18 protein-coding genes are annotated in these 16,782 nt (G+C 62.1%); 9 read left to right on the top strand and 9 right to left on the bottom strand.

Annotated elements, in window-relative coordinates; all coding sequences use genetic code 11:
- Nucleotides 1-150 precede the first annotated feature (150 nt).
- Entirely contained in the window at nt 151-1,332 is a 1,182-nt protein-coding gene (locus AC3WRD_RS16945; RefSeq protein ID WP_102621008.1) for a CaiB/BaiF CoA transferase family protein, read from the top strand.
- A 131-nt stretch (nt 1,333-1,463) separates the two neighbouring features.
- Here AC3WRD_RS16945 and AC3WRD_RS16940 read toward each other — a convergent pair whose 3' ends face one another.
- Nucleotides 1,464-1,958: a SprT family zinc-dependent metalloprotease gene (locus AC3WRD_RS16940; RefSeq protein ID WP_096818035.1), complete on the bottom strand. Its 495-nt coding sequence runs from the start codon at nt 1,956-1,958 to the stop codon at nt 1,464-1,466.
- A 160-nt stretch (nt 1,959-2,118) separates the two neighbouring features.
- On the bottom strand, nt 2,119-2,721 hold the full coding sequence (locus tag AC3WRD_RS16935; RefSeq protein WP_053122787.1) for a Yip1 family protein: 603 nt from the start codon (nt 2,719-2,721) through the stop codon (nt 2,119-2,121).
- Nucleotides 2,722-3,010: 289 nt separating this feature from the next.
- Here AC3WRD_RS16935 and ttcA point away from each other — a divergent pair, with 289 nt between their 5' ends.
- Both ttcA and AC3WRD_RS16925 read left to right on the top strand, forming a co-directional pair.
- Nucleotides 3,011-3,835: a tRNA 2-thiocytidine(32) synthetase TtcA gene (ttcA, locus tag AC3WRD_RS16930; protein WP_096818033.1), complete on the top strand. Its 825-nt coding sequence runs from the start codon at nt 3,011-3,013 to the stop codon at nt 3,833-3,835.
- A 68-nt stretch (nt 3,836-3,903) separates the two neighbouring features.
- The gene (locus AC3WRD_RS16925; RefSeq protein ID WP_102621007.1) at nt 3,904-4,578 is read left to right on the top strand and encodes a DNA-3-methyladenine glycosylase I; all 675 of its coding nucleotides are present in this window, start codon (nt 3,904-3,906) and stop codon (nt 4,576-4,578) included.
- A 51-nt stretch (nt 4,579-4,629) separates the two neighbouring features.
- On the opposite strand, the gene AC3WRD_RS16920 is transcribed toward AC3WRD_RS16925, so the two are convergent.
- Genes AC3WRD_RS16920 through arsC form a run of 3 tightly spaced genes read right to left on the bottom strand, consistent with a single transcriptional unit; the run spans nt 4,630 to nt 6,003 of the window.
- Complete coding sequence (locus AC3WRD_RS16920; protein ID WP_102621006.1) at nt 4,630-5,055, bottom strand: DUF2069 domain-containing protein; 426 nt, start codon at nt 5,053-5,055, stop codon at nt 4,630-4,632.
- A 1-nt stretch (nt 5,056) separates the two neighbouring features.
- Entirely contained in the window at nt 5,057-5,653 is a 597-nt protein-coding gene (gene wrbA, locus AC3WRD_RS16915) for an NAD(P)H:quinone oxidoreductase (protein WP_096818028.1), read from the bottom strand.
- Nucleotides 5,650-6,003, bottom strand: coding sequence for an arsenate reductase (glutaredoxin) (gene arsC / locus AC3WRD_RS16910; RefSeq protein ID WP_011335489.1), 354 nt, complete (start codon nt 6,001-6,003; stop codon nt 5,650-5,652). Before arsC ends, wrbA begins: the two co-directional genes overlap by 4 nt.
- Before the next feature lie 114 nt (nt 6,004-6,117).
- Here arsC and AC3WRD_RS16905 point away from each other — a divergent pair, with 114 nt between their 5' ends.
- On the top strand, nt 6,118-6,585 hold the full coding sequence (locus tag AC3WRD_RS16905) for a TlpA disulfide reductase family protein (RefSeq protein WP_096818026.1): 468 nt from the start codon (nt 6,118-6,120) through the stop codon (nt 6,583-6,585).
- Nucleotides 6,586-6,624: 39 nt separating this feature from the next.
- On the opposite strand, the gene AC3WRD_RS16900 is transcribed toward AC3WRD_RS16905, so the two are convergent.
- Both AC3WRD_RS16900 and AC3WRD_RS16895 read right to left on the bottom strand, forming a co-directional pair.
- A complete protein-coding gene (locus AC3WRD_RS16900) occupies nt 6,625-7,029 on the bottom strand; it encodes an META domain-containing protein (protein WP_096818024.1) in 405 nt (134 codons plus the stop codon).
- Complete coding sequence (locus AC3WRD_RS16895) at nt 7,029-7,463, bottom strand: hypothetical protein (RefSeq protein WP_096818023.1); 435 nt, start codon at nt 7,461-7,463, stop codon at nt 7,029-7,031. The genes AC3WRD_RS16900 and AC3WRD_RS16895 overlap by 1 nt, the downstream gene beginning before the upstream one ends.
- Before the next feature lie 133 nt (nt 7,464-7,596).
- On the opposite strand from AC3WRD_RS16895, the gene AC3WRD_RS16890 reads away from it, so the two are divergent.
- Nucleotides 7,597-8,067: a hypothetical protein gene (locus AC3WRD_RS16890; protein WP_102621005.1), complete on the top strand. Its 471-nt coding sequence runs from the start codon at nt 7,597-7,599 to the stop codon at nt 8,065-8,067.
- A gap of 10 nt (nt 8,068-8,077) precedes the next feature.
- Here AC3WRD_RS16890 and AC3WRD_RS16885 read toward each other — a convergent pair whose 3' ends face one another.
- Nucleotides 8,078-9,067, bottom strand: a complete 990-nt coding sequence (locus tag AC3WRD_RS16885) for a 2-hydroxyacid dehydrogenase (RefSeq protein ID WP_102621004.1) — start codon at nt 9,065-9,067, stop codon at nt 8,078-8,080.
- Between the two features lie 83 nt (nt 9,068-9,150).
- Nucleotides 9,151-11,904, bottom strand: coding sequence for a response regulator (locus AC3WRD_RS16880; RefSeq protein ID WP_102650856.1), 2,754 nt, complete (start codon nt 11,902-11,904; stop codon nt 9,151-9,153).
- 216 nt (nt 11,905-12,120) lie between these two features.
- Between AC3WRD_RS16880 and AC3WRD_RS16875 the strand changes: the two genes are divergently transcribed.
- The 4 genes from AC3WRD_RS16875 to rlmD all read left to right on the top strand — a co-directional run bounded on the left by AC3WRD_RS16875 (nt 12,121) and on the right by rlmD (nt 16,679).
- Nucleotides 12,121-12,843 carry a response regulator transcription factor gene (locus AC3WRD_RS16875; protein WP_096818016.1) on the top strand — a complete coding sequence of 241 codons (723 nt, stop codon included), beginning with the start codon at nt 12,121-12,123 and terminating at the stop codon, nt 12,841-12,843.
- Nucleotides 12,830-14,254 carry a sensor histidine kinase gene (locus AC3WRD_RS16870; protein ID WP_102621003.1) on the top strand — a complete coding sequence of 475 codons (1,425 nt, stop codon included), beginning with the start codon at nt 12,830-12,832 and terminating at the stop codon, nt 14,252-14,254. Before AC3WRD_RS16875 ends, AC3WRD_RS16870 begins: the two co-directional genes overlap by 14 nt.
- Before the next feature lie 170 nt (nt 14,255-14,424).
- Entirely contained in the window at nt 14,425-15,327 is a 903-nt protein-coding gene (gene cysM, locus AC3WRD_RS16865) for a cysteine synthase CysM (RefSeq protein ID WP_102621002.1), read from the top strand.
- Nucleotides 15,327-16,679, top strand: a complete 1,353-nt coding sequence (gene rlmD, locus AC3WRD_RS16860; RefSeq protein ID WP_102621001.1) for a 23S rRNA (uracil(1939)-C(5))-methyltransferase RlmD — start codon at nt 15,327-15,329, stop codon at nt 16,677-16,679. The genes cysM and rlmD overlap by 1 nt, the downstream gene beginning before the upstream one ends.
- The last annotated feature ends 103 nt before the right edge of the window (nt 16,680-16,782 follow it).

The raw sequence follows: 16,782 nt of genomic DNA, 5'->3' as shown, positions 1-16,782 counted from the left end.
TGATTGGAAAAACCCGCTTCGGCGGGTTTTTTCATGTCTGTGATTTGAGCGGGCGATTTGAGCGCAACGGTCAGTGCAACTGATGCATCCGGTAATTGCCCCATCGCCGACGGCTGCCTAGGCTGCAAGCATCGTTGATGGAGATCGCCCATGTCTGCACCGTTGGCCTCACTGAAGATTCTGGATTTCTCGACCCTGCTGCCGGGACCGTTCGCCTCGCTGCTGCTGGCGGACATGGGCGCCGAGGTGTTGCGCATCGAATCGCCGACCCGCCTCGACCTGTTGCGGGTTTTGCCGCCCCACGATCACGGAATCTCGGCCAGCCACGCCTACCTGAACCGCAACAAGCGCAGCCTGGCGCTGGATCTCAAACAGCCCGAGGCGCTGGAGCTGGTCAAGCAGTTGCTGGCGGACTACGACATCGTGCTGGAACAGTTCCGCCCCGGTGTGATGGAGCGGCTGGGGCTGGGTTACGAGGCACTGAAGGCGATCAATCCGAAGCTGATTTACGTGTCGATCACCGGTTACGGCCAGACCGGCCCGTACAAGGATCGCGCCGGACACGACATCAACTATCTGGCACTGGCCGGGCTCTCCAGCTACACCGGGCGCGCCGACAGTGGGCCGTTGCCGTTGGGCATGCAGGTGGCGGATATCGCGGGTGGCTCGCTGCACGGGGTGATCGGTTTGCTGGCGGCGGTGATTTCCCGCCAACAGACCGGGCAGGGCACGCACCTGGATGTGAGCATGACTGACTGTGCGTTCAGCCTGAACGCCATGGCTGGCGCCGGGTATCTGGCCTGCGGTGAAGAACCGGGCTGGGAGGATCAGATGCTCAATGGCGGCAGTTTTTACGATTACTACCGCTCCCGCGACGGGCGCTGGATGTCGGTGGGCAGTCTGGAGCCGGCCTTCATGCAGCAATTGTGCGCAGCGTTGGGCCAGCCGGAACTGGCGGCCCAGGGTTTGTCACCCAAGCCTGAGCAGCAGCGGGCGCTCAAGGAGGCGTTGAAGGTCGAGTTCGAGAAGCATGACTTTGCTGAACTGCGCGAGCTGTTCGCCGGGATCGATGCCTGTGTCGAGCCGGTGTTGAATCTGGGCGAGGCGGTGCAGCATCCACAGTTGCAGGCGCGGGAACTGGTGACACAGGTGCCCCGTGGGGATGGCTCTTCGCAGTCGCAGATCGCTTGTCCGCTGAAGTTCTCCGAGGCATTGCCGGCGCCGCGACATGTCGGGGCGGCGCTGGGGCAGCATACGGATCAGGTGTTGGGGGAGTTGGGCTTGAGCCCGGAGCGAATTGCCGAATTACGTGCCGCGAAAGTCGTCGCGTAGCTCGCAGCTCCCAGTTAGCAGATCGTTCCCACGCTCTGCGTGGGAATGCCGCCATGGACGCTCCGCGTCCACTGTGACGCAGAGCGTCACGGGATACATTCCCACGCAGAGCGTGGGAACGAGGTGGGGACTTACTCGACCCGCATCTCGCCACTGAATACCAGGGTGTTGCGACAGCGACGGCACAAATAGCGCCGACCTTGCCTGACCAGGCTATGGCGCTGGGCTGAAAACGGAAAATCACTGTCGGCGCACGGGCATTTGTAAATGTAGCGGGTCACGCTGCGGCGTTTGACGGCGTAGGTATGGCAGCGGTCCGGCGGCAATTCGTAGACGCCGCGCATGATCAGTTGCCACTCCTCGCCGTGGGGCTGGATGCGGTCACCGAACAGTTGATGGGCGATCAGGTGCGCGACTTCGTGGGCCACGGTCTGCTTGAGGAAGTGTTCGGCGTTCTCCCGATACAGCTGCGGGTTGAAGCGCAGCAGGTTCTCGTGCAGATGCGCGACCCCGGCTTTTTGCCCGCGCAGCTTGAGGCTCACCACGGGGCGTTTGAAAGGACGTTTGAAAAAGGATTCAGCGAGTTGGAAACAGTCTTCGACGCGGGTATTGAGTTGCTCGGGCATGCTTGATGGATCTCCAGAGGCGTCGAGTATGCCGCAACCCCGGGGCGTTGCGAATCGCCGAACTGCCGAATGGTCGTCGCTCTTTTTCAACCGGCACGAGAAGGCCGCCTTGCGGCGGCCTGTGTTGGCGGATCTTGTTCTTCTCGGGTTGGATCGGTCGTCAGTTGGTGTAGACGGGCCCCACGCCCAGTCCCCAGACAATCACGGTAAACGCCATGATGGCGACCAGCACCACCAGACCCACCGCCAGCACCGAGCTGGAAAACAGGAACCCCTCGTCGGACGGAATGTTCATGAAGGTCGGCAGACCCACATACAGCAGGTACACCGTGTAGCAGATGGCCGCCGTGCCGACGATCATCCCCAGCCACATATGCGGATACAACGCCGCCAGCCCGCCGACGAACAACGGTGTCGCGGTGTAGGTGGCAAACGCGACGCAACGGGCCAGGCTCGGATTGGCGTCATAGGTACGGGCCATCCAGTGCACGAAGGCCCCCATGACCGCGACCCCGCCGAGCATCGCCAGGTACGACATGACGGTCATCCAGATCGCGCTTTCGACGGTGAGCATCACCGGCGCGCGGTTACCGATTACCCAGCCGACCTGAGTCGTGCCGATAAAAGCCGAAATAGCGGGGATCGCCGCCAGAATCAGCGTGTGCGTCAGGTACATGTGGCTGATGCTTTCCTCTTGGTCGCCACGGATTTCCTTCCATTCCTGATCGGGGTGGGTAAAAAGTCCCACTACGTGATGGATCATGCCAGTCACTCCTCTCGTTATTGCCATCGCCCCCCAGCGGAGCGCCTACGGGCCAATGTGGCCGAGCAAATACAGGTCTTCAGATTGTGTGCGACCTTATGTCGCAGTATAGGAAGGTCTTAACCGCACAGGTATTAGGGTCTTAGAGCAAATCGCGCTGTAAACCGGCGGGGTAATCGCGTCGGGGTCTGTGCAAACGGGCAATCGAAGGGGCGACAACCTGTGGCCACAACCCTGGTGTTTTTGCGTAAAATGCCCGCCTTTCGTCACACCTCACGGATTTCGCGTCATGGGCACTCTTACGGTCAACCAGAACAAACTGCAAAAGCGCCTGCGCCGCCTGGCCGGCGAAGCGGTCGCCGACTTCAACATGATCGAAGACGGCGACAAGGTCATGGTCTGCCTGTCCGGGGGCAAGGACAGCTACACCATGCTCGACGTGCTGATGCACCTGCAGAAGGTTGCACCGATCAAGTTCGAGATCGTCGCCGTGAACATGGACCAGAAGCAGCCAGGCTTCCCCGAGCACGTGCTGCCGGCCTACCTGAAAGAGCTGGGCATCGAGTACCACATCGTCGAGAAAGACACGTACTCGGTGGTCAAGGAGCTGATTCCTGAAGGCAAGACCACCTGCTCGCTGTGCTCGCGCCTGCGTCGCGGCACGCTGTACACCTTCGCCGACGAAATCGGCGCGACCAAAATGGCCCTCGGTCATCACCGCGACGACATCGTCGAGACGTTTTTCCTCAACATGTTCTTCAACGGCTCCCTCAAGGCGATGCCGCCGAAGCTGCGCGCCGACGACGGGCGCAACGTGGTGATCCGTCCGCTGGCCTACTGCAACGAGAAAGACATCCAGGCCTACTCGGACTTCAAGCAATTCCCGATCATTCCGTGCAACCTCTGTGGTTCCCAGGAAAACCTGCAACGTCAGGTGGTCAAGGAAATGCTTCAGGACTGGGAACGCAAGACCCCGGGTCGTACCGAAAGCATCTTCCGCAGCCTGCAGAACGTGATCCCGTCGCAGCTGGCTGACCGTAATCTGTTCGACTTCACCAGCCTGAAGATTGATGAAACCGCCGCTTCGCGTTTCGTCAACGTGGTGAACCTGTAAGCGATCCGATCGCTTGAAAAAAACGGCGCTCGCGGGCGCCGTTTTCAATTCGTTTTCTAGGAGAGGGCATGCGCGATTACAAGTGGCTGCACGAATACTGTCTGAACCGCTTCGGTTCGGCGGCTGAACTGGAAGCCCATCTGCCCGTTCCCAAGACCCCGACGCAACTGCGCCAGATCAGCGACGACCGTTATCTCTCGACCATGGCCCTGCGGGTATTTCGCGCCGGGCTCAAGCACAGTCTGGTGGACGCCAAGTGGCCGGCCTTCGAGGAAGTATTCTTCAAGTTCGACCCGGAAAAAGTCGTGCTGATGAGCGCCGAACACCTTGAGCGGCTGATGCAGGATGCGCGGATCATCCGTCACCTGGGCAAACTCAAAAGCGTGCCGCGCAATGCGCAGTTCATTCTGGACGTCGAGAAAGAGAAGGGCAGTTTCGGCGCGTTGCTCGCCGACTGGCCGGTGACCGATATCGTTGGCCTGTGGACCTACCTGAAAAAGCACGGCCACCAATTGGGCGGGCTGTCGGCGCCACGCTTTCTGCGGATGGTTGGCAAGGACACCTTCGTGCCGAGCTACGACGTGGTCGCGGCGTTGAATGCACAGAAGATCGTCGACAAGGTGCCGAGCAGTCTGCGGGATCTGGCGACGGTGCAGAGCGCGTTCAACCAGTGGCATGAAGAAAGCGGCGGGCGACCGATGAGCCAGATATCGATGATGCTGGCGTATACCGTCAATCATTGAGACCGAGTGATCGTTCCCACGCTAAACGTGGGAACGATCTCGGGACAGCTGTCAGGCGACGGAGACTTCGCCTTCGCCGGCCAGTTTGCGGTTCAGCTGATACCGCCACCGCACATACAGCAGCGCCGAGCAGAACACCGCCAGACTGGCGATCATCTCCAGCACGCCGAACAGCTGCCGGCTCGGGTCATACGCCGCCAGTGCGCCCTTGATGAAATACAGGTTCACCACGAAGCACATCCACGAATGCCCGCGGGCGCTGCCCATGATCATGCCCGGTGCGAGCACGATCCACGGGATCAGCTCGATCAGCAGAATCACCCACGGCCGCGCACCATGCAAGTCGGCGAACAGCAGGTAATAAGCGGCGAGCAGTCCGGCCAATCCAAAGAAACACAGCAGACTGACGACCCGCATTGCCCTTACCCGTGGCTCCAGCCATTCGACGGCGGGCAGGATTTTCGGCTTTTTCGCCATCTCAGTTCCCCAGCTTCAAAGCCGTTTTGGCCAGGCGTGCGCCCAGTGCGCGGCACAGCGCCACTTCGTGCTGATCGAGACCGCTTTTGCCATCGGCCCCGGCGTGATGGCTGGCACCGTAAGGCGTGCCGCCGCCCTGGGTTTCCAGCAGCGCCGACTCGCTGTAGGGCAGACCGGTGATCAGCATGCCGTGGTGCAGCAGCGGCAGCATCATCGACAGCAGCGTGGTTTCCTGACCGCCGTGCAGGCTGGCGGTGGAGGTGAACACGCCAGCCGGTTTGCCGACCAGCGCGCCGGTCAGCCACAGGTTGCTGGTGCCGTCGAGGAAGTACTTGAGCGGCGCGGCCATGTTGCCGAAACGGGTCGGGCTGCCAAGGGCCAGGCCGGCACAGTTCTTCAGGTCATCCAGCGTGGCGTACAGCGCGCCTTCATCAGGAATGTCCGGCGACACGGCTTCGCACTCGGTGGAGATCGCCGGCACGGTGCGCAGGCGCGCTTCGAGGCCCGCCTGTTCAACGCCACGGGCAATCTGCCGGGCCATCTCGTTGGTCGAGCCGCTGCGGCTGTAATACAGAACCAGAATGTACGGCGCACTCACGGCAACAGCTCCAGGATCTGCTCCGGTGGACGGCCGATCACGGCTTTGTCGCCGGCTTCGAGAATCGGGCGCTCCATCAACTTGGGATGCGCCGCGATGGCCTCGATCAATTGTTTCTCGGTGAGACTGGCATCGGCCAGGTTCAGGGTCTTGTATTCGTCTTCGCCGGTGCGCAGCAGTTGCCGTGCGCTGATCCCCAGCTTGCCGAGCAGGGCCTTGATCTGCGCGGCGTCCAGCGGCGTTTCCAGGTAGCGCACCACGTTCGGTGTCAGGCCACGGGCTTCGAGCAGTTCGAGCGCACCGCGGGATTTCGAGCAGCGCGGGTTGTGATAAAGCGTCAGATCGGTCATGGGCGGGTCGCTTCTTGCGTAGAGTGGCGGCTATTCTAACTGTGCAGCGCGCAATCCAGAACCTTGGGAGGCGATGGGTCGCAGGCGCATTCAATTTTTGACAAGGAACATGACATGACACGGCGACTGGCAGCGGCATTGACGATCATCGGGGCGTTGATGCTGGGGGGCTGCGGTAACGACTACGGCATTGACCAGAACGGGCAGAAGGTGGCGTCCGAACGTCTGGACAAACAATGGGTCGTGCTCAACTACTGGGCCGAATGGTGCGGTCCGTGCCGCACGGAAATCCCGGAACTCAATCATCTGGCGGACGAGCTCAAGAGCAAGAAGATCGGTGTGTTCGGGGTCAACTTCGACAACGTGCAGGGCGAAGAACTGAAAGGTGCCAGCGAGAAACTCGGCATCAAGTTCACCGTGCTGGCGCAGGATCCGGCGGACTTGTTCGAACTGCCGCGCAGCGAAGCCTTGCCGGTGACCTACATCATCGACAACAAGGGCAAGGTGCGGGAACAGTTGATGGGCGAGCAGACGGCGGCGGGGGTGATGGCGAAGCTTGAGGCGTTGAAGGCGGCCAACTGAGGATCGTTCCCACGCTGTGCGTGGGAACGATTGGAAGGCTCAGCCTTCTTCCAGCCACCAGCGTAATGGCTTGCCCTCGGCAGGCCAGAAACGCATCTGCTCGATTGGCGAGATATCCCAGCGCTCCACACGCTCCAGCGCCTGGAGGAAGCGTTGCTCCTGCTCCATCAGCGCCGGGGCACACAGTTTGCGGGTCTTGCCGATCTTGCCGAAGCTGAGCTTGTCGCCTTCCAGGGTGTAAGGCGCGAACCAATGGTTGCAGCCGCCGTTGCCATACGCCCGGCCATCATCGCCGAGGGTCACGGTCAGGTGGCTGTAGTCCATCAGTGGCCGCTCGCCGATCCACTCCAGAATGTAGCTGCGGTTCTGTTGCAGTTGCACAGGCTCCGCGGCGCAACCCATCAGGCCGGCGCCGACAGCGGCGGTCAGGGCCAGGTGTTTCATCACACCGGCTCCTGGCATTTCGGGCACAGGTGCTTGTCATCGACGGCTTTCCAGCCCAGTTCGGCGATACGCGCCGTGGCGGCCGGTTTTTCTGCCGGTTTGCCGAGCTTGGCGTCCACCGCGAATTCGAAGCTCAGTTCCTTGGCGCAGCTGTCGCAGTTGACCTGCCAGGTGTGGATCGCCAGTTCGCCGAACACCGGGCCGGTGGTCATCGCGGTCCATTGACCCGGCGGGTTGATCAGGTGGCGGACGGTGTCGACGGTCAGGCGCATGGACAAGTCCTTGCTGCCTTTGAGGGTCACGACCAGCACGTCGCCGATACGGATCGAGCCACCGTTGCCGGTAACCTGATAACGGCCCGGTACGAGGGCGCGGCATTCGGTGAGGGTGTGTTGCGGGTTCATCAGGGTGTAGCGGAAATCGTGTTCGACCATGGGTCCTCCAAATATGCGCGACATGCTAGCACGGGCTTGATTGCAGAATAACGCGCGCTTGCGACCTTCGATCCGGTTCAAATCGACACTACAGTCGTGGCACACTGCCGCCTTCATCTCTAAGGAACGGAACATGGCGCTGATCGAATGTTATGAATGCAAGCGGAGCATCAGCCCCGAAGCGAAGACCTGCATTCATTGCGGGGCTCCGATGACGGGGAAACATGCACCGCTGCAGGCGACCCGACCGGCCACCGCGACATCAACGATTTCCTTTGGCAGTCTGCCCCGGAACAAGGCGGTTGCCGACGCTTTCGTCGCAGAATCCGCTTCCACTCCAGCCCCGGCGCCGAAAGTAATGCCCGCCGCCGCTGGACGCCGGCGCCGGCAACAGGCCGAACAAGCGGTCGAACTTCAGTTGAATGCCGATGGCTCTCGCCCGGTGGAGGGCTGGCTGAAGGTCATGGCGTTCCTGATGCCGATCATCTTTGTCTGGTTCCTGCTGCGCCGGGGCCACTCCCTCAAGCAGCGACTGATTGGCTTCGGCTGGCTGGCGCTGCTGATTTTATGCGTGGCGATTACCCCGACTCCGCCTCCGGCCTGACGATCGATTGTCAGCCCTCGACCTGGTTCTGCGGCGTTCCTGCCGCCCAGGTCGCGATGTTGTGCAGGGTGGTGGCGGCAATCGCGCCCAGCGCCTCGCGGGTCAGGAACGCCTGATGCGCGGTGATGATCACGTTGGGAAAAGTCAGCAGCCGCGCCAGCACATCGTCCTGTAATGGCAGGTCGGAGCGGTCTTCGAAAAACAGCTGCGCTTCCTCCTCATAAACGTCCAGTCCCAGATAACCCAGTTGACCGTCCTTCAGGGCGTCGATCAGCGCCGGGGTGTCTACCAGACCACCGCGGCCGGTGTTGATCAACATCGCGCCCGGCTGCATGTGCGCCAGCGAATCACGGTTGATCAGGTGCTTGCTCTGCTCGTTGAGCGGGCAGTGCAGGCTGATGATCTGCGATTGTTCGAGCAGTTGCGGCAGGCTCAGGTAGCGCGCCCCCAGAGCTTCGACGGCCGGGTTCGGATACGGATCGAAGGCCAGCAGCTCGCAGCCGAAACCGTGCATGATTTTCGCGAACGTCGCGCCGATCTGACCGGTGCCGACAATGCCGACGGTCTTGCCCACCAGATCGAAACCGGTCAGGCCGTGCAGGCTGAAATCGCCTTCGCGGGTGCGGTTGTAGGCTCGGTGCAGTCGGCGATTGAGCGCAAGAATCAGCGCCACCGCATGCTCGGCCACCGCGTGGGGCGAGTAGGCCGGTACGCGCGTGACGACCAGTCCCAGGCGTTTGGCGGCGCTCAGGTCGACATGGTTGTAACCCGCCGAGCGCAGGGCGATCAGCCGGGTTCCGCCGGCCGCCAGACGTTCCAGCACGGGCGCGCTGAGGTCATCGTTGATGAAGGCACAGACCACTTCATGCCGGTCGGCCAGCGGTGCCGTGTCGAGACTCAGTCGGGCCGGTTGAAAGTGCAGCTCGATGCCGGCCGGGCAGTCGGCGGCGAGAAAACTGTCGCGGTCGTAGGTCTGGCTGCTGAAAACGATCGTGCGCATGCAATCCTCCTGAAGCATCGACGCGGGCGCGAATCACCCGCGACCACTTTAGCCGCGTCGGCGTTGATCGGCATTGCCGTGGATCAGGCGCTGATCTTCGCCTGCGCCGCCAGACGATTGATCGCCCGCTCCAGTTCATCCAGAGCGCTGGAAGCCTTGGGGTCTTCCTGTTTGAGCAGGGTCTCGCTGCGCTGGCAGGCCGCGCGCAATTGCGGAACGCCGCAGTAGCGGGTGGCGCCGTGCAGGCGATGCACCCGCTCGATCAGGCCGGTCTGGTCGTGGCTGTCGCGGGCGCTGCGGATCGCTTCGCGGTCGGCCTCAAGGGACGCCAGCAACATGGCCAGCATGTCCGCTGCCAGATCCGCCTTGCCGGCGGCCAGACGCAGGCCTTCTTCCTGGTCGAGTACCGGCAGGTCCTGATGGCCCGCCAGGCTTTCGCTGTTGCGGTCCGGTGCCTGATTGCGCAATGCCAGTCCTGTCCACTTCAGCACCACTTGGGTCAGTTGCCGTTCGCTGATCGGCTTGGTCAGGTAGTCGTCCATGCCGCTTTGCAGCAGTGCGCGTTTTTCGTTGGCCATGGCGTGGGCGGTGAGGGCGACGATCGGCAGTGGTGTGCAATGGCGTTCGCTTTCCCACTGACGGATCGTCTCGGTGCTCTGACGCCCGTCCATGCCTGGCATCTGCACGTCCATCAAGACCAGATCGAAGGTTTCGCTCTGCACAGCCTTGACCGCCGCGTAGCCGCTTTCGACGGCCAGCACCTTGGCGCCCATGTCTTCGAGCAGGGTCTGCACCAGCAACAGGTTGGCCGGGTTGTCGTCGACACACAGCACTTTCGGTGCACGGCTCGACAGCGGTTCGCCGGGTTCGCTGCGCGTCTGGCGCGGGTTGACCATGTCCGACAGTGCCCGGCGCAGTTTGCGCGTGCAGGCCGGTTTGGACTGGAGCTGGCTGTGCGGGTTGGGTACCGACAGATGGAACAGCGTCAGTTCGGTGGTCGGGCACAACACCAGTACCCGGCAGCCGAGGTGTTCGAGGTCCCAGATGTGCTGGTTGAGTCGTTCCGGCGGCATGTCGTTGCTGGTGATGCCGAGCACGGCGAGGTCGATGGCCTGATCGGTCTGGTGGGCGCCAGTGACGCCATTGGTCAGGCTTTCCAGGGTATTGAACGGCGTGACGTCGAGCCCGCAGTCTTCCAGTTGATGCTGCAACGCCTGACGCGCCAGTTCGTGGTTTTCCAGTACCGCTACCCGGCGGCCGAGCAGCGGTGCGGCGGGCAGGTCTTCGGCATCGTCGCGGGTCTTGGGCAGGCTCAGGCTGATCCAGAACTCCGAGCCTTCGCCCGGGGTGCTGTCGACGCCGATCTCGCCGCCCATCTGTTCGATCAGGCGCTTGGAAATCACCAGCCCCAGACCGGTGCCGCCGGGCTGACGCGACAGCGAGTTGTCAGCCTGGCTGAAGGCCTGGAACAAGGCGCGCACGTCCTGGTTCGACAGGCCGATGCCGGTGTCCTGAATGCTGATGCGCAGTTGCACGCTGTCTTCGTGTTCTTCTTCGAGCATCGCGCGGGCGACGATGGTGCCTTCGCGGGTGAACTTGATCGCGTTGCTCACAAGGTTGGTGAGGATCTGCTTGAGCCGCAGCGGATCGCCGACCAGCGACAGCGGCGTGTCGCGATAGACCAGACTCACCAGTTCCAGCTGCTTGGCGTGGGCCGCGGGGGCGAGGATGGTCAGGGTGTCCTGCAACAGATCGCGCAGGTTGAACGGAATATGATCGAGCACCAGTTTGCCGGCCTCGATCTTCGAGAAGTCGAGAATCTCGTTGATGATCCCCAGCAGGCTGTCGGCGGACTTTTCGATGGTGCCCAGATAGTCGAGCTGGCGCGGGGTCAGCTCGCTTTTCTGCAACAGATGAGTGAAACCGAGAATGCCGTTGAGCGGTGTGCGGATTTCGTGGCTCATGTTGGCGAGGAACTCGGACTTGATCCGGCTCGCTTCCAGCGCTTCCTTGCGGGCCAGGTCCAGTTCGATGTTCTGGATCTCGATGGTCTCCAGGTTCTGGCGCACGTCTTCGGTGGCCTGATCGACGCTGTGCTGCAATTCTTCCCGGGCGTTTTGCAGGGTGCCGGCCATGCGGTTGATGCCGGACGCCAGTTCATCCAGTTCCTGACTGCCGAGGGGCGGCAGGCGGGTTTCCAGATGACCGTCCTTGAGTTGCGCGACCGCCTGTTTGATCTGGCTGATCGGGCGATTGATCGTGCGGCCCATGCGCAGGGCCAGCAGTGCGGCGCCGGCCAGTCCCGCCGCAATCAGCAGCAGACTGGCGAACAGGCTGCGGTAGCCGCGCAGCAACATGCCGTTGTGCGAGAGTTCCAGTTCGACCCAGCCGAGCAGGCGGTCGGACTCTTCAGGGATCAGTTCGCCAGCGAGGTTGCGATGCTTGCCGAACACCGGCAGCAGATAACGGGTGGCGTCATTGCCGCTGCGCCGCAGCAGTTGTGTGCTGTCGCCGCTGGGGGCCTGGTTGAGCATGGTCGGGCCGGCGTGGGCCAGTGGTGAGCGGTCGGGTGCGAGGAAGGTCACCGCGCGCACGTCCGGCTGTTCAAGGGACTGGGTGGCGATGCGCTCGAGCAGATCGGAATCGCCGTGACCCATGGCCGGTGCCACCAGCGGCGCGAGTTGCTCGGCGATCATTTCGCCGCGCTGCATCAATTGGGCCTGCAGGTCGGACTGCTGCGTCCAGGTGAAATAGCCGCCCAGCACCAGTGCCATCAGGCTGGTCGGCAACAGGGTCAGCAACAACACGCGACCTTTGATTCCCAGTTTCTTGAGCACGCCTATCTCCTGCATCCCGCTGATCATTGACTCTTGCGTGCTTCCGGCACGCGGCATGGGCGCAGTGTAGCGATTTGCTTGCGGGCATTCCCGGGAAAAATCATGTCGTGATCCGTCGTTTCAGCACCGGTCATTTGTCCGACAGGTCAACCTTGGGTTGCCGGGCGGCGGGCAATCTTGAATAATCGCCCAACTGAGAATTATTTGCAGATAGTCATGACTCCTGTCTCTGTTGGCCAGCCACGCATTCTTTCCATCGAGGACGATCCCGTGCTCGGTGCCTATGTTCACGAGCAATTGGGGCGCAGCGGCTTCCAGGTCACCTGGTGCCAGAACGGCAGCGAGGGCCTGAGCATCGCCCGGCGCCAGCCATTCGATGTGGTGTTGATGGACATTCTGTTGCCGGGCCTCGATGGTCTGAATGTGCTGACGCAACTGCGCCAGAGTCATTCCACGCCAGTGTTGCTGATGTCGGCGCTGGGGGCCGAGGCCGATCGCATCAGCGGTTTTCGCCTGGGGGCTGACGACTATCTGCCCAAGCCGTTCAGCATGGCGGAGCTGCACGTGCGGATCGAAGCGATCTTGCGTCGGGTCGCTCTCGATCGGCGCCCGGCCGTCAGCGTTGAGCCGGTGGCGGCGGGCGGTCTGCACTTCGACGACGAGCAGTGCGAAGTGTCTTACTGCAATCAACCGGCCGGCCTGACCCGCAGCGAATACCGCCTGCTGGAAACCCTCAATCGCAATGATGAGGAGGTGCTGAGCAAGGCCTTCCTTTATCAGCATGTACTTCAGCGCGGTTACGCGGCCCACGACCGCAGCCTCGACATGCACATCAGCCAGATCCGCCGCAAACTCAAATCGATCGGCTACACCGAGCGGGAAGTGCGCACGGTGTGGGGCAAGGGCTATGTTCTGAGCGCCGTCGATGAGGGTGTCTGAACTTCCGGGTCGGCATTCGCTGTTCTGGAAACTGGCCTGTCTGCTGGTGGCGTTCTGTCTGTTGATGATCTGGCTGAGCTGGTCCTGGGGCCGTTATATGGAGGAGCGCAATCAGTTCCTCTCCGACGAGGCTCGCGGCACGCTCACGCGTTATGCCGCCGAAGCCGAAGCGGCTTGGCGGCGCGATCAGCGTGACGGCGTCGACCGCTGGTTACAGAGCATGGAATTGCGCGAAGCTGGTTGGGTCGGTGTGATCGACGGCAACTTGCAGTCGCTGAGCCGTGATCCATTGAACGAAAAGGAAATCCAGCACCTGACCTTTCTGCGGGGGCTCGACTGGCCGATTCACAAGAAAGGCCGGCCGTGGCTGCGTGTTCCCTTTCCCGCAGAACCCTCCGCCGGCAGCCTGGTCATCGAGTTGCCTGAGCGATTCCTGCCGGGCAAATACCGAGTGTTCTGGCGGGTGATTACCAACGGCGTGATTCCCGGCCTGTTCACCCTGTTGCTGTGCGTGGGCCTGTATCGCTTGCTGGTGGTGCCGCTGAACAACCTGCGCGAGCAGGCCAACGCGTGGCGTGCCGATCAATTGAATGTGCGCCTGTCGAGCGGCATCACCCAGCGCCCGGACGAACTCGGCGAACTGGCCCGGGCTTTTGACTCGATGTCCGAACGCCTGCAATCGACCGTTGCCCTGCAACAGCAATTGTTGCGCGACTTGTCCCACGAATTGCGCACGCCTCTGAGTCGCCTGCGGGTGGCCAGCGAAAGCGAGCAGGGTTTGTTGCCGTTGCGCGAACGCATTGGCCGCGAAGTCGATGGCATGCAGCGGTTGGTCGAAGACACCCTGCAACTGGCCTGGCTCGAAACCGAACGCGCACCGCTGCCGGACGAGGCGATCCAGATCCAGGCGTTGTGGGAAATGCTCACGGAAAACGCCTGTTACGAAAGTTGCTGTCCGGTGGGCCAGTTGCAATGTGCGGTGGATGCATCGTGCTGGGTGCGCGGCAATCTCAATACCCTGGCCCAGGCGCTGGAAAACATCCTGCGCAACGCGATCCGGCATTCGCCAGCGGGCGGCATCGTGCGGCTGGATGGCCGGCGTGACGGGGACTACTGGCATCTATGGCTGGAGGACGAGGGCGGCGGTGTGGCCGAGGCGGATCTGGAGCGGATCTTCTCGCCGTTCACCCGACTCGACGGCTCGCGGCCGGGGGACGGTGGATTTGGTCTGGGGCTGAGCATTGCGAGGAATGCGGTGCAGCGGCAGGGCGGGAGCCTTTGGGCTGAGAACGGCGAGTCAGGGTTGCGATTGAATTTGCGGTTGGTGGCGGATGATAGTGCCCTCAGTCCTGATGCCTTCGCTGGCAAGCCAGCTCCCACAGTGGACATGAATCGCCCGCAGATTGTGTGAGCGGTACAAGAAAGTGTCAGCACTGCTGACACTCTTTAAAAAGTCGCACCACCGGCGCGACTTTTACTGCTTATTCCAAGAAACCATAAGCACCACACTTTGCGTGATATGGGCCGCGCAGGTTTGCCGGTATGATAGGCGCCCCCGCTGTCCGGATTGCGAAAAACGCCATGACCTTGCAGTACCCAACCATCGCCGATTGCGTCGGCAACACGCCGCTGGTGCGTTTGCAGCGCCTGCCCGGTGTCACCAGCAACACCCTATTGCTCAAGCTCGAAGGGAACAACCCTGCGGGTTCGGTCAAGGATCGTCCGGCGCTGTCGATGATCACCCGTGCCGAGTTGCGCGGGCAGATCCACGCCGGCGATACGCTGATCGAAGCGACCTCGGGCAACACCGGGATCGCCCTGGCGATGGCTGCCGCGATCAAGGGTTACAAGATGATCCTGATCATGCCGGACAACTCCAGCGCCGAGCGTAAAGCGGCGATGACCGCTTATGGCGCGGAGCTGATTCTGGTCAGCCAGGAAGAGGGCATGGAAGGCGCTCGCGATCTCGCCCAGCGGATGGAAGCCGAAGGTCGTGGCAAGGTGCTGGATCAGTTCGCCAACGGCGACAACCCCGAAGCGCACTACACCACCACCGGCCCGGAAATCTGGCGCCAGACCCAGGGCACCATTACTCATTTCGTCAGTTCCATGGGGACCACCGGGACCATCATGGGCGTGTCGCGCTACCTCAAAGAGCAGAGTGACAGCGTGCAGATCATCGGCCTGCAACCGATGGAAGGCTCGGCCATTCCCGGCATTCGCCGCTGGCCGCAGGAATACCTGCCGAAGATCTATCAGGCCTATCGGGTCGATCGCATTGTCGACATGGCGCAAAGCGAAGCCGAAGACGTCACCCGTCGTCTGGCCCGCGAAGAAGGCATCTTCTGCGGCGTGTCCTCGGGCGGTGCGGTGGCAGCGATGCTGCGCCTGTCCAAAGAAGTTGAAAACGCGGTGATCGTCGCGATCATCTGTGACCGTGGCGACCGATACCTGTCGACCGGCATTTTCGACGCGCCCAACTGATGGCCAAGCACGAGAGAGGCCTGCGCTTCCAGCCCACCGGCGGCAGCAAGGCCCCGCAAATCCCGACCGGCAAAAAGCAGCGCTTGAAGATCGAGCGCCTGGCCAATGACGGTCGCGGCATCGCGTTTTTTGAAGGCAAAACCTGGTTCGTCCTCGGCGCTTTGGCGGGTGAAGAAGTCGAGGCGCGGGTGCTCGGCGCCCACGGCAAAGTGGTCGAGTCGCGTACCGAACGTGTGTTCACCGCCAGCGAATTGCGCCGCCCGGCAGCTTGTCAGCACGCCGGTCGTTGCGGCGGTTGCAGCGTTCAGCATTTGCCCCACGACGAACAGCTTGCCCTGAAACAGCGCATGCTCGCCGAACAGCTTTCACGCGTCGCCGGTGTCGAGCCTGAAGAGTGGGCTGCACCGTTGACCGGTCCGGAATTCGGCTACCGTCGCCGCGCCCGGGTGGCCGTGCGCTGGGACAGCAAGGCCAAAACGCTTGAAGTCGGTTTCCGCGCCGCCGGCAGCCAGGACATCGTGGCGATCAGCGAATGTCCGGTGCTGGTACAGCCCTTGCAACCGATCATGACCCGATTGCCGGAGATGCTCCGTCGCCTGAGCAAACCTCAGGCGCTGGGTCATGTGGAATTGTTCAGTGGCTCGTCCCTGGCCGTTCTGCTGCGCCACATGGCGCCGCTGTCCGAGGCTGACCTGACGATCCTCAAGGAATTCTGCGCGTTCCATGAAGCGCAGTTGTGGCTGCATGGCGAAGACGGGCCGCAACCGGTCGATGTCACGCAATCGCTGGGTTATCGCCTGGAACCGTGGGATCTGGAACTGGCCTGGCGGCCGGGAGATTTCATCCAGGTCAATGCCGGGGTCAACGAAGCCATGGTTGCCCAGGCCCTGGAGTGGTTGAAACCGACCGCCGATGAGCGCGTGCTCGACCTGTTCTGCGGTCTCGGCAACTTTGCCTTGCCGCTGGCCAAAGCTGTGCGCGAAGTAGTAGCGGTCGAAGGCGTGCAGACCATGGTCGATCGCGCCGCGGCCAATGCCGCTAGCAACAATTTGCATAACACAAAGTTTTTTCAGGCCGATTTATCCCAGCCTTTGACCGATGCCGAGTGGATCGGAAACGGCTTTTCTGCGGTACTCTTGGACCCACCGCGTGACGGTGCTTTCGAGGTGGTGCGCAAGCTCGCGACCCTGGGTGCCGAGCGGTTGGTTTATGTGTCGTGCAACCCTGCAACTCTGGCGCGCGATACGGTCGAATTGATCAAGCAGGGCTACCGGTTAAAACGTGCCGGGATTCTCGATATGTTTCCTCAGACGGCACATGTCGAGGCCATGGCGTTATTTGAAGCGAGCTAGGATGGCTCGTCTGATCCGACTGGTCCGCCCGTGCAGCGCTCGTCTTAGCCCCGCGAGTGCGAACGGGCAATACAGGTCAGTGATTTGACGCATTGAATCTGCG

The organism is Pseudomonas sp. FW215-R2 (assembly GCF_058789255.1).
The sequence above is the reverse complement of the archived record's forward strand: the minus strand, read 5'-3'. Positions and strand labels throughout refer to the sequence as shown.

Coding starts and splice junctions, on each gene's coding strand:
- cysM (WP_102621002.1), top strand. CDS start 14,425: ATGACCTTGCAGTACCCAACCATCGCCGATTGCGTCGGCAACACGCCG.
- AC3WRD_RS16870 (WP_102621003.1), top strand. CDS start 12,830: ATGAGGGTGTCTGAACTTCCGGGTCGGCATTCGCTGTTCTGGAAACTG.
- AC3WRD_RS16940 (WP_096818035.1), bottom strand. CDS start 1,958: ATGCCCGAGCAACTCAATACCCGCGTCGAAGACTGTTTCCAACTCGCT.
- AC3WRD_RS16935 (WP_053122787.1), bottom strand. CDS start 2,721: ATGATCCATCACGTAGTGGGACTTTTTACCCACCCCGATCAGGAATGG.
- arsC (WP_011335489.1), bottom strand. CDS start 6,003: ATGACCGATCTGACGCTTTATCACAACCCGCGCTGCTCGAAATCCCGC.
- AC3WRD_RS16925 (WP_102621007.1), top strand. CDS start 3,904: ATGCGCGATTACAAGTGGCTGCACGAATACTGTCTGAACCGCTTCGGT.
- AC3WRD_RS16945 (WP_102621008.1), top strand. CDS start 151: ATGTCTGCACCGTTGGCCTCACTGAAGATTCTGGATTTCTCGACCCTG.
- AC3WRD_RS16905 (WP_096818026.1), top strand. CDS start 6,118: ATGACACGGCGACTGGCAGCGGCATTGACGATCATCGGGGCGTTGATG.
- AC3WRD_RS16885 (WP_102621004.1), bottom strand. CDS start 9,067: ATGCGCACGATCGTTTTCAGCAGCCAGACCTACGACCGCGACAGTTTT.
- AC3WRD_RS16920 (WP_102621006.1), bottom strand. CDS start 5,055: ATGGCGAAAAAGCCGAAAATCCTGCCCGCCGTCGAATGGCTGGAGCCA.
- ttcA (WP_096818033.1), top strand. CDS start 3,011: ATGGGCACTCTTACGGTCAACCAGAACAAACTGCAAAAGCGCCTGCGC.
- rlmD (WP_102621001.1), top strand. CDS start 15,327: ATGGCCAAGCACGAGAGAGGCCTGCGCTTCCAGCCCACCGGCGGCAGC.
- AC3WRD_RS16895 (WP_096818023.1), bottom strand. CDS start 7,463: ATGGTCGAACACGATTTCCGCTACACCCTGATGAACCCGCAACACACC.
- AC3WRD_RS16890 (WP_102621005.1), top strand. CDS start 7,597: ATGGCGCTGATCGAATGTTATGAATGCAAGCGGAGCATCAGCCCCGAA.
- AC3WRD_RS16875 (WP_096818016.1), top strand. CDS start 12,121: ATGACTCCTGTCTCTGTTGGCCAGCCACGCATTCTTTCCATCGAGGAC.
- AC3WRD_RS16900 (WP_096818024.1), bottom strand. CDS start 7,029: ATGAAACACCTGGCCCTGACCGCCGCTGTCGGCGCCGGCCTGATGGGT.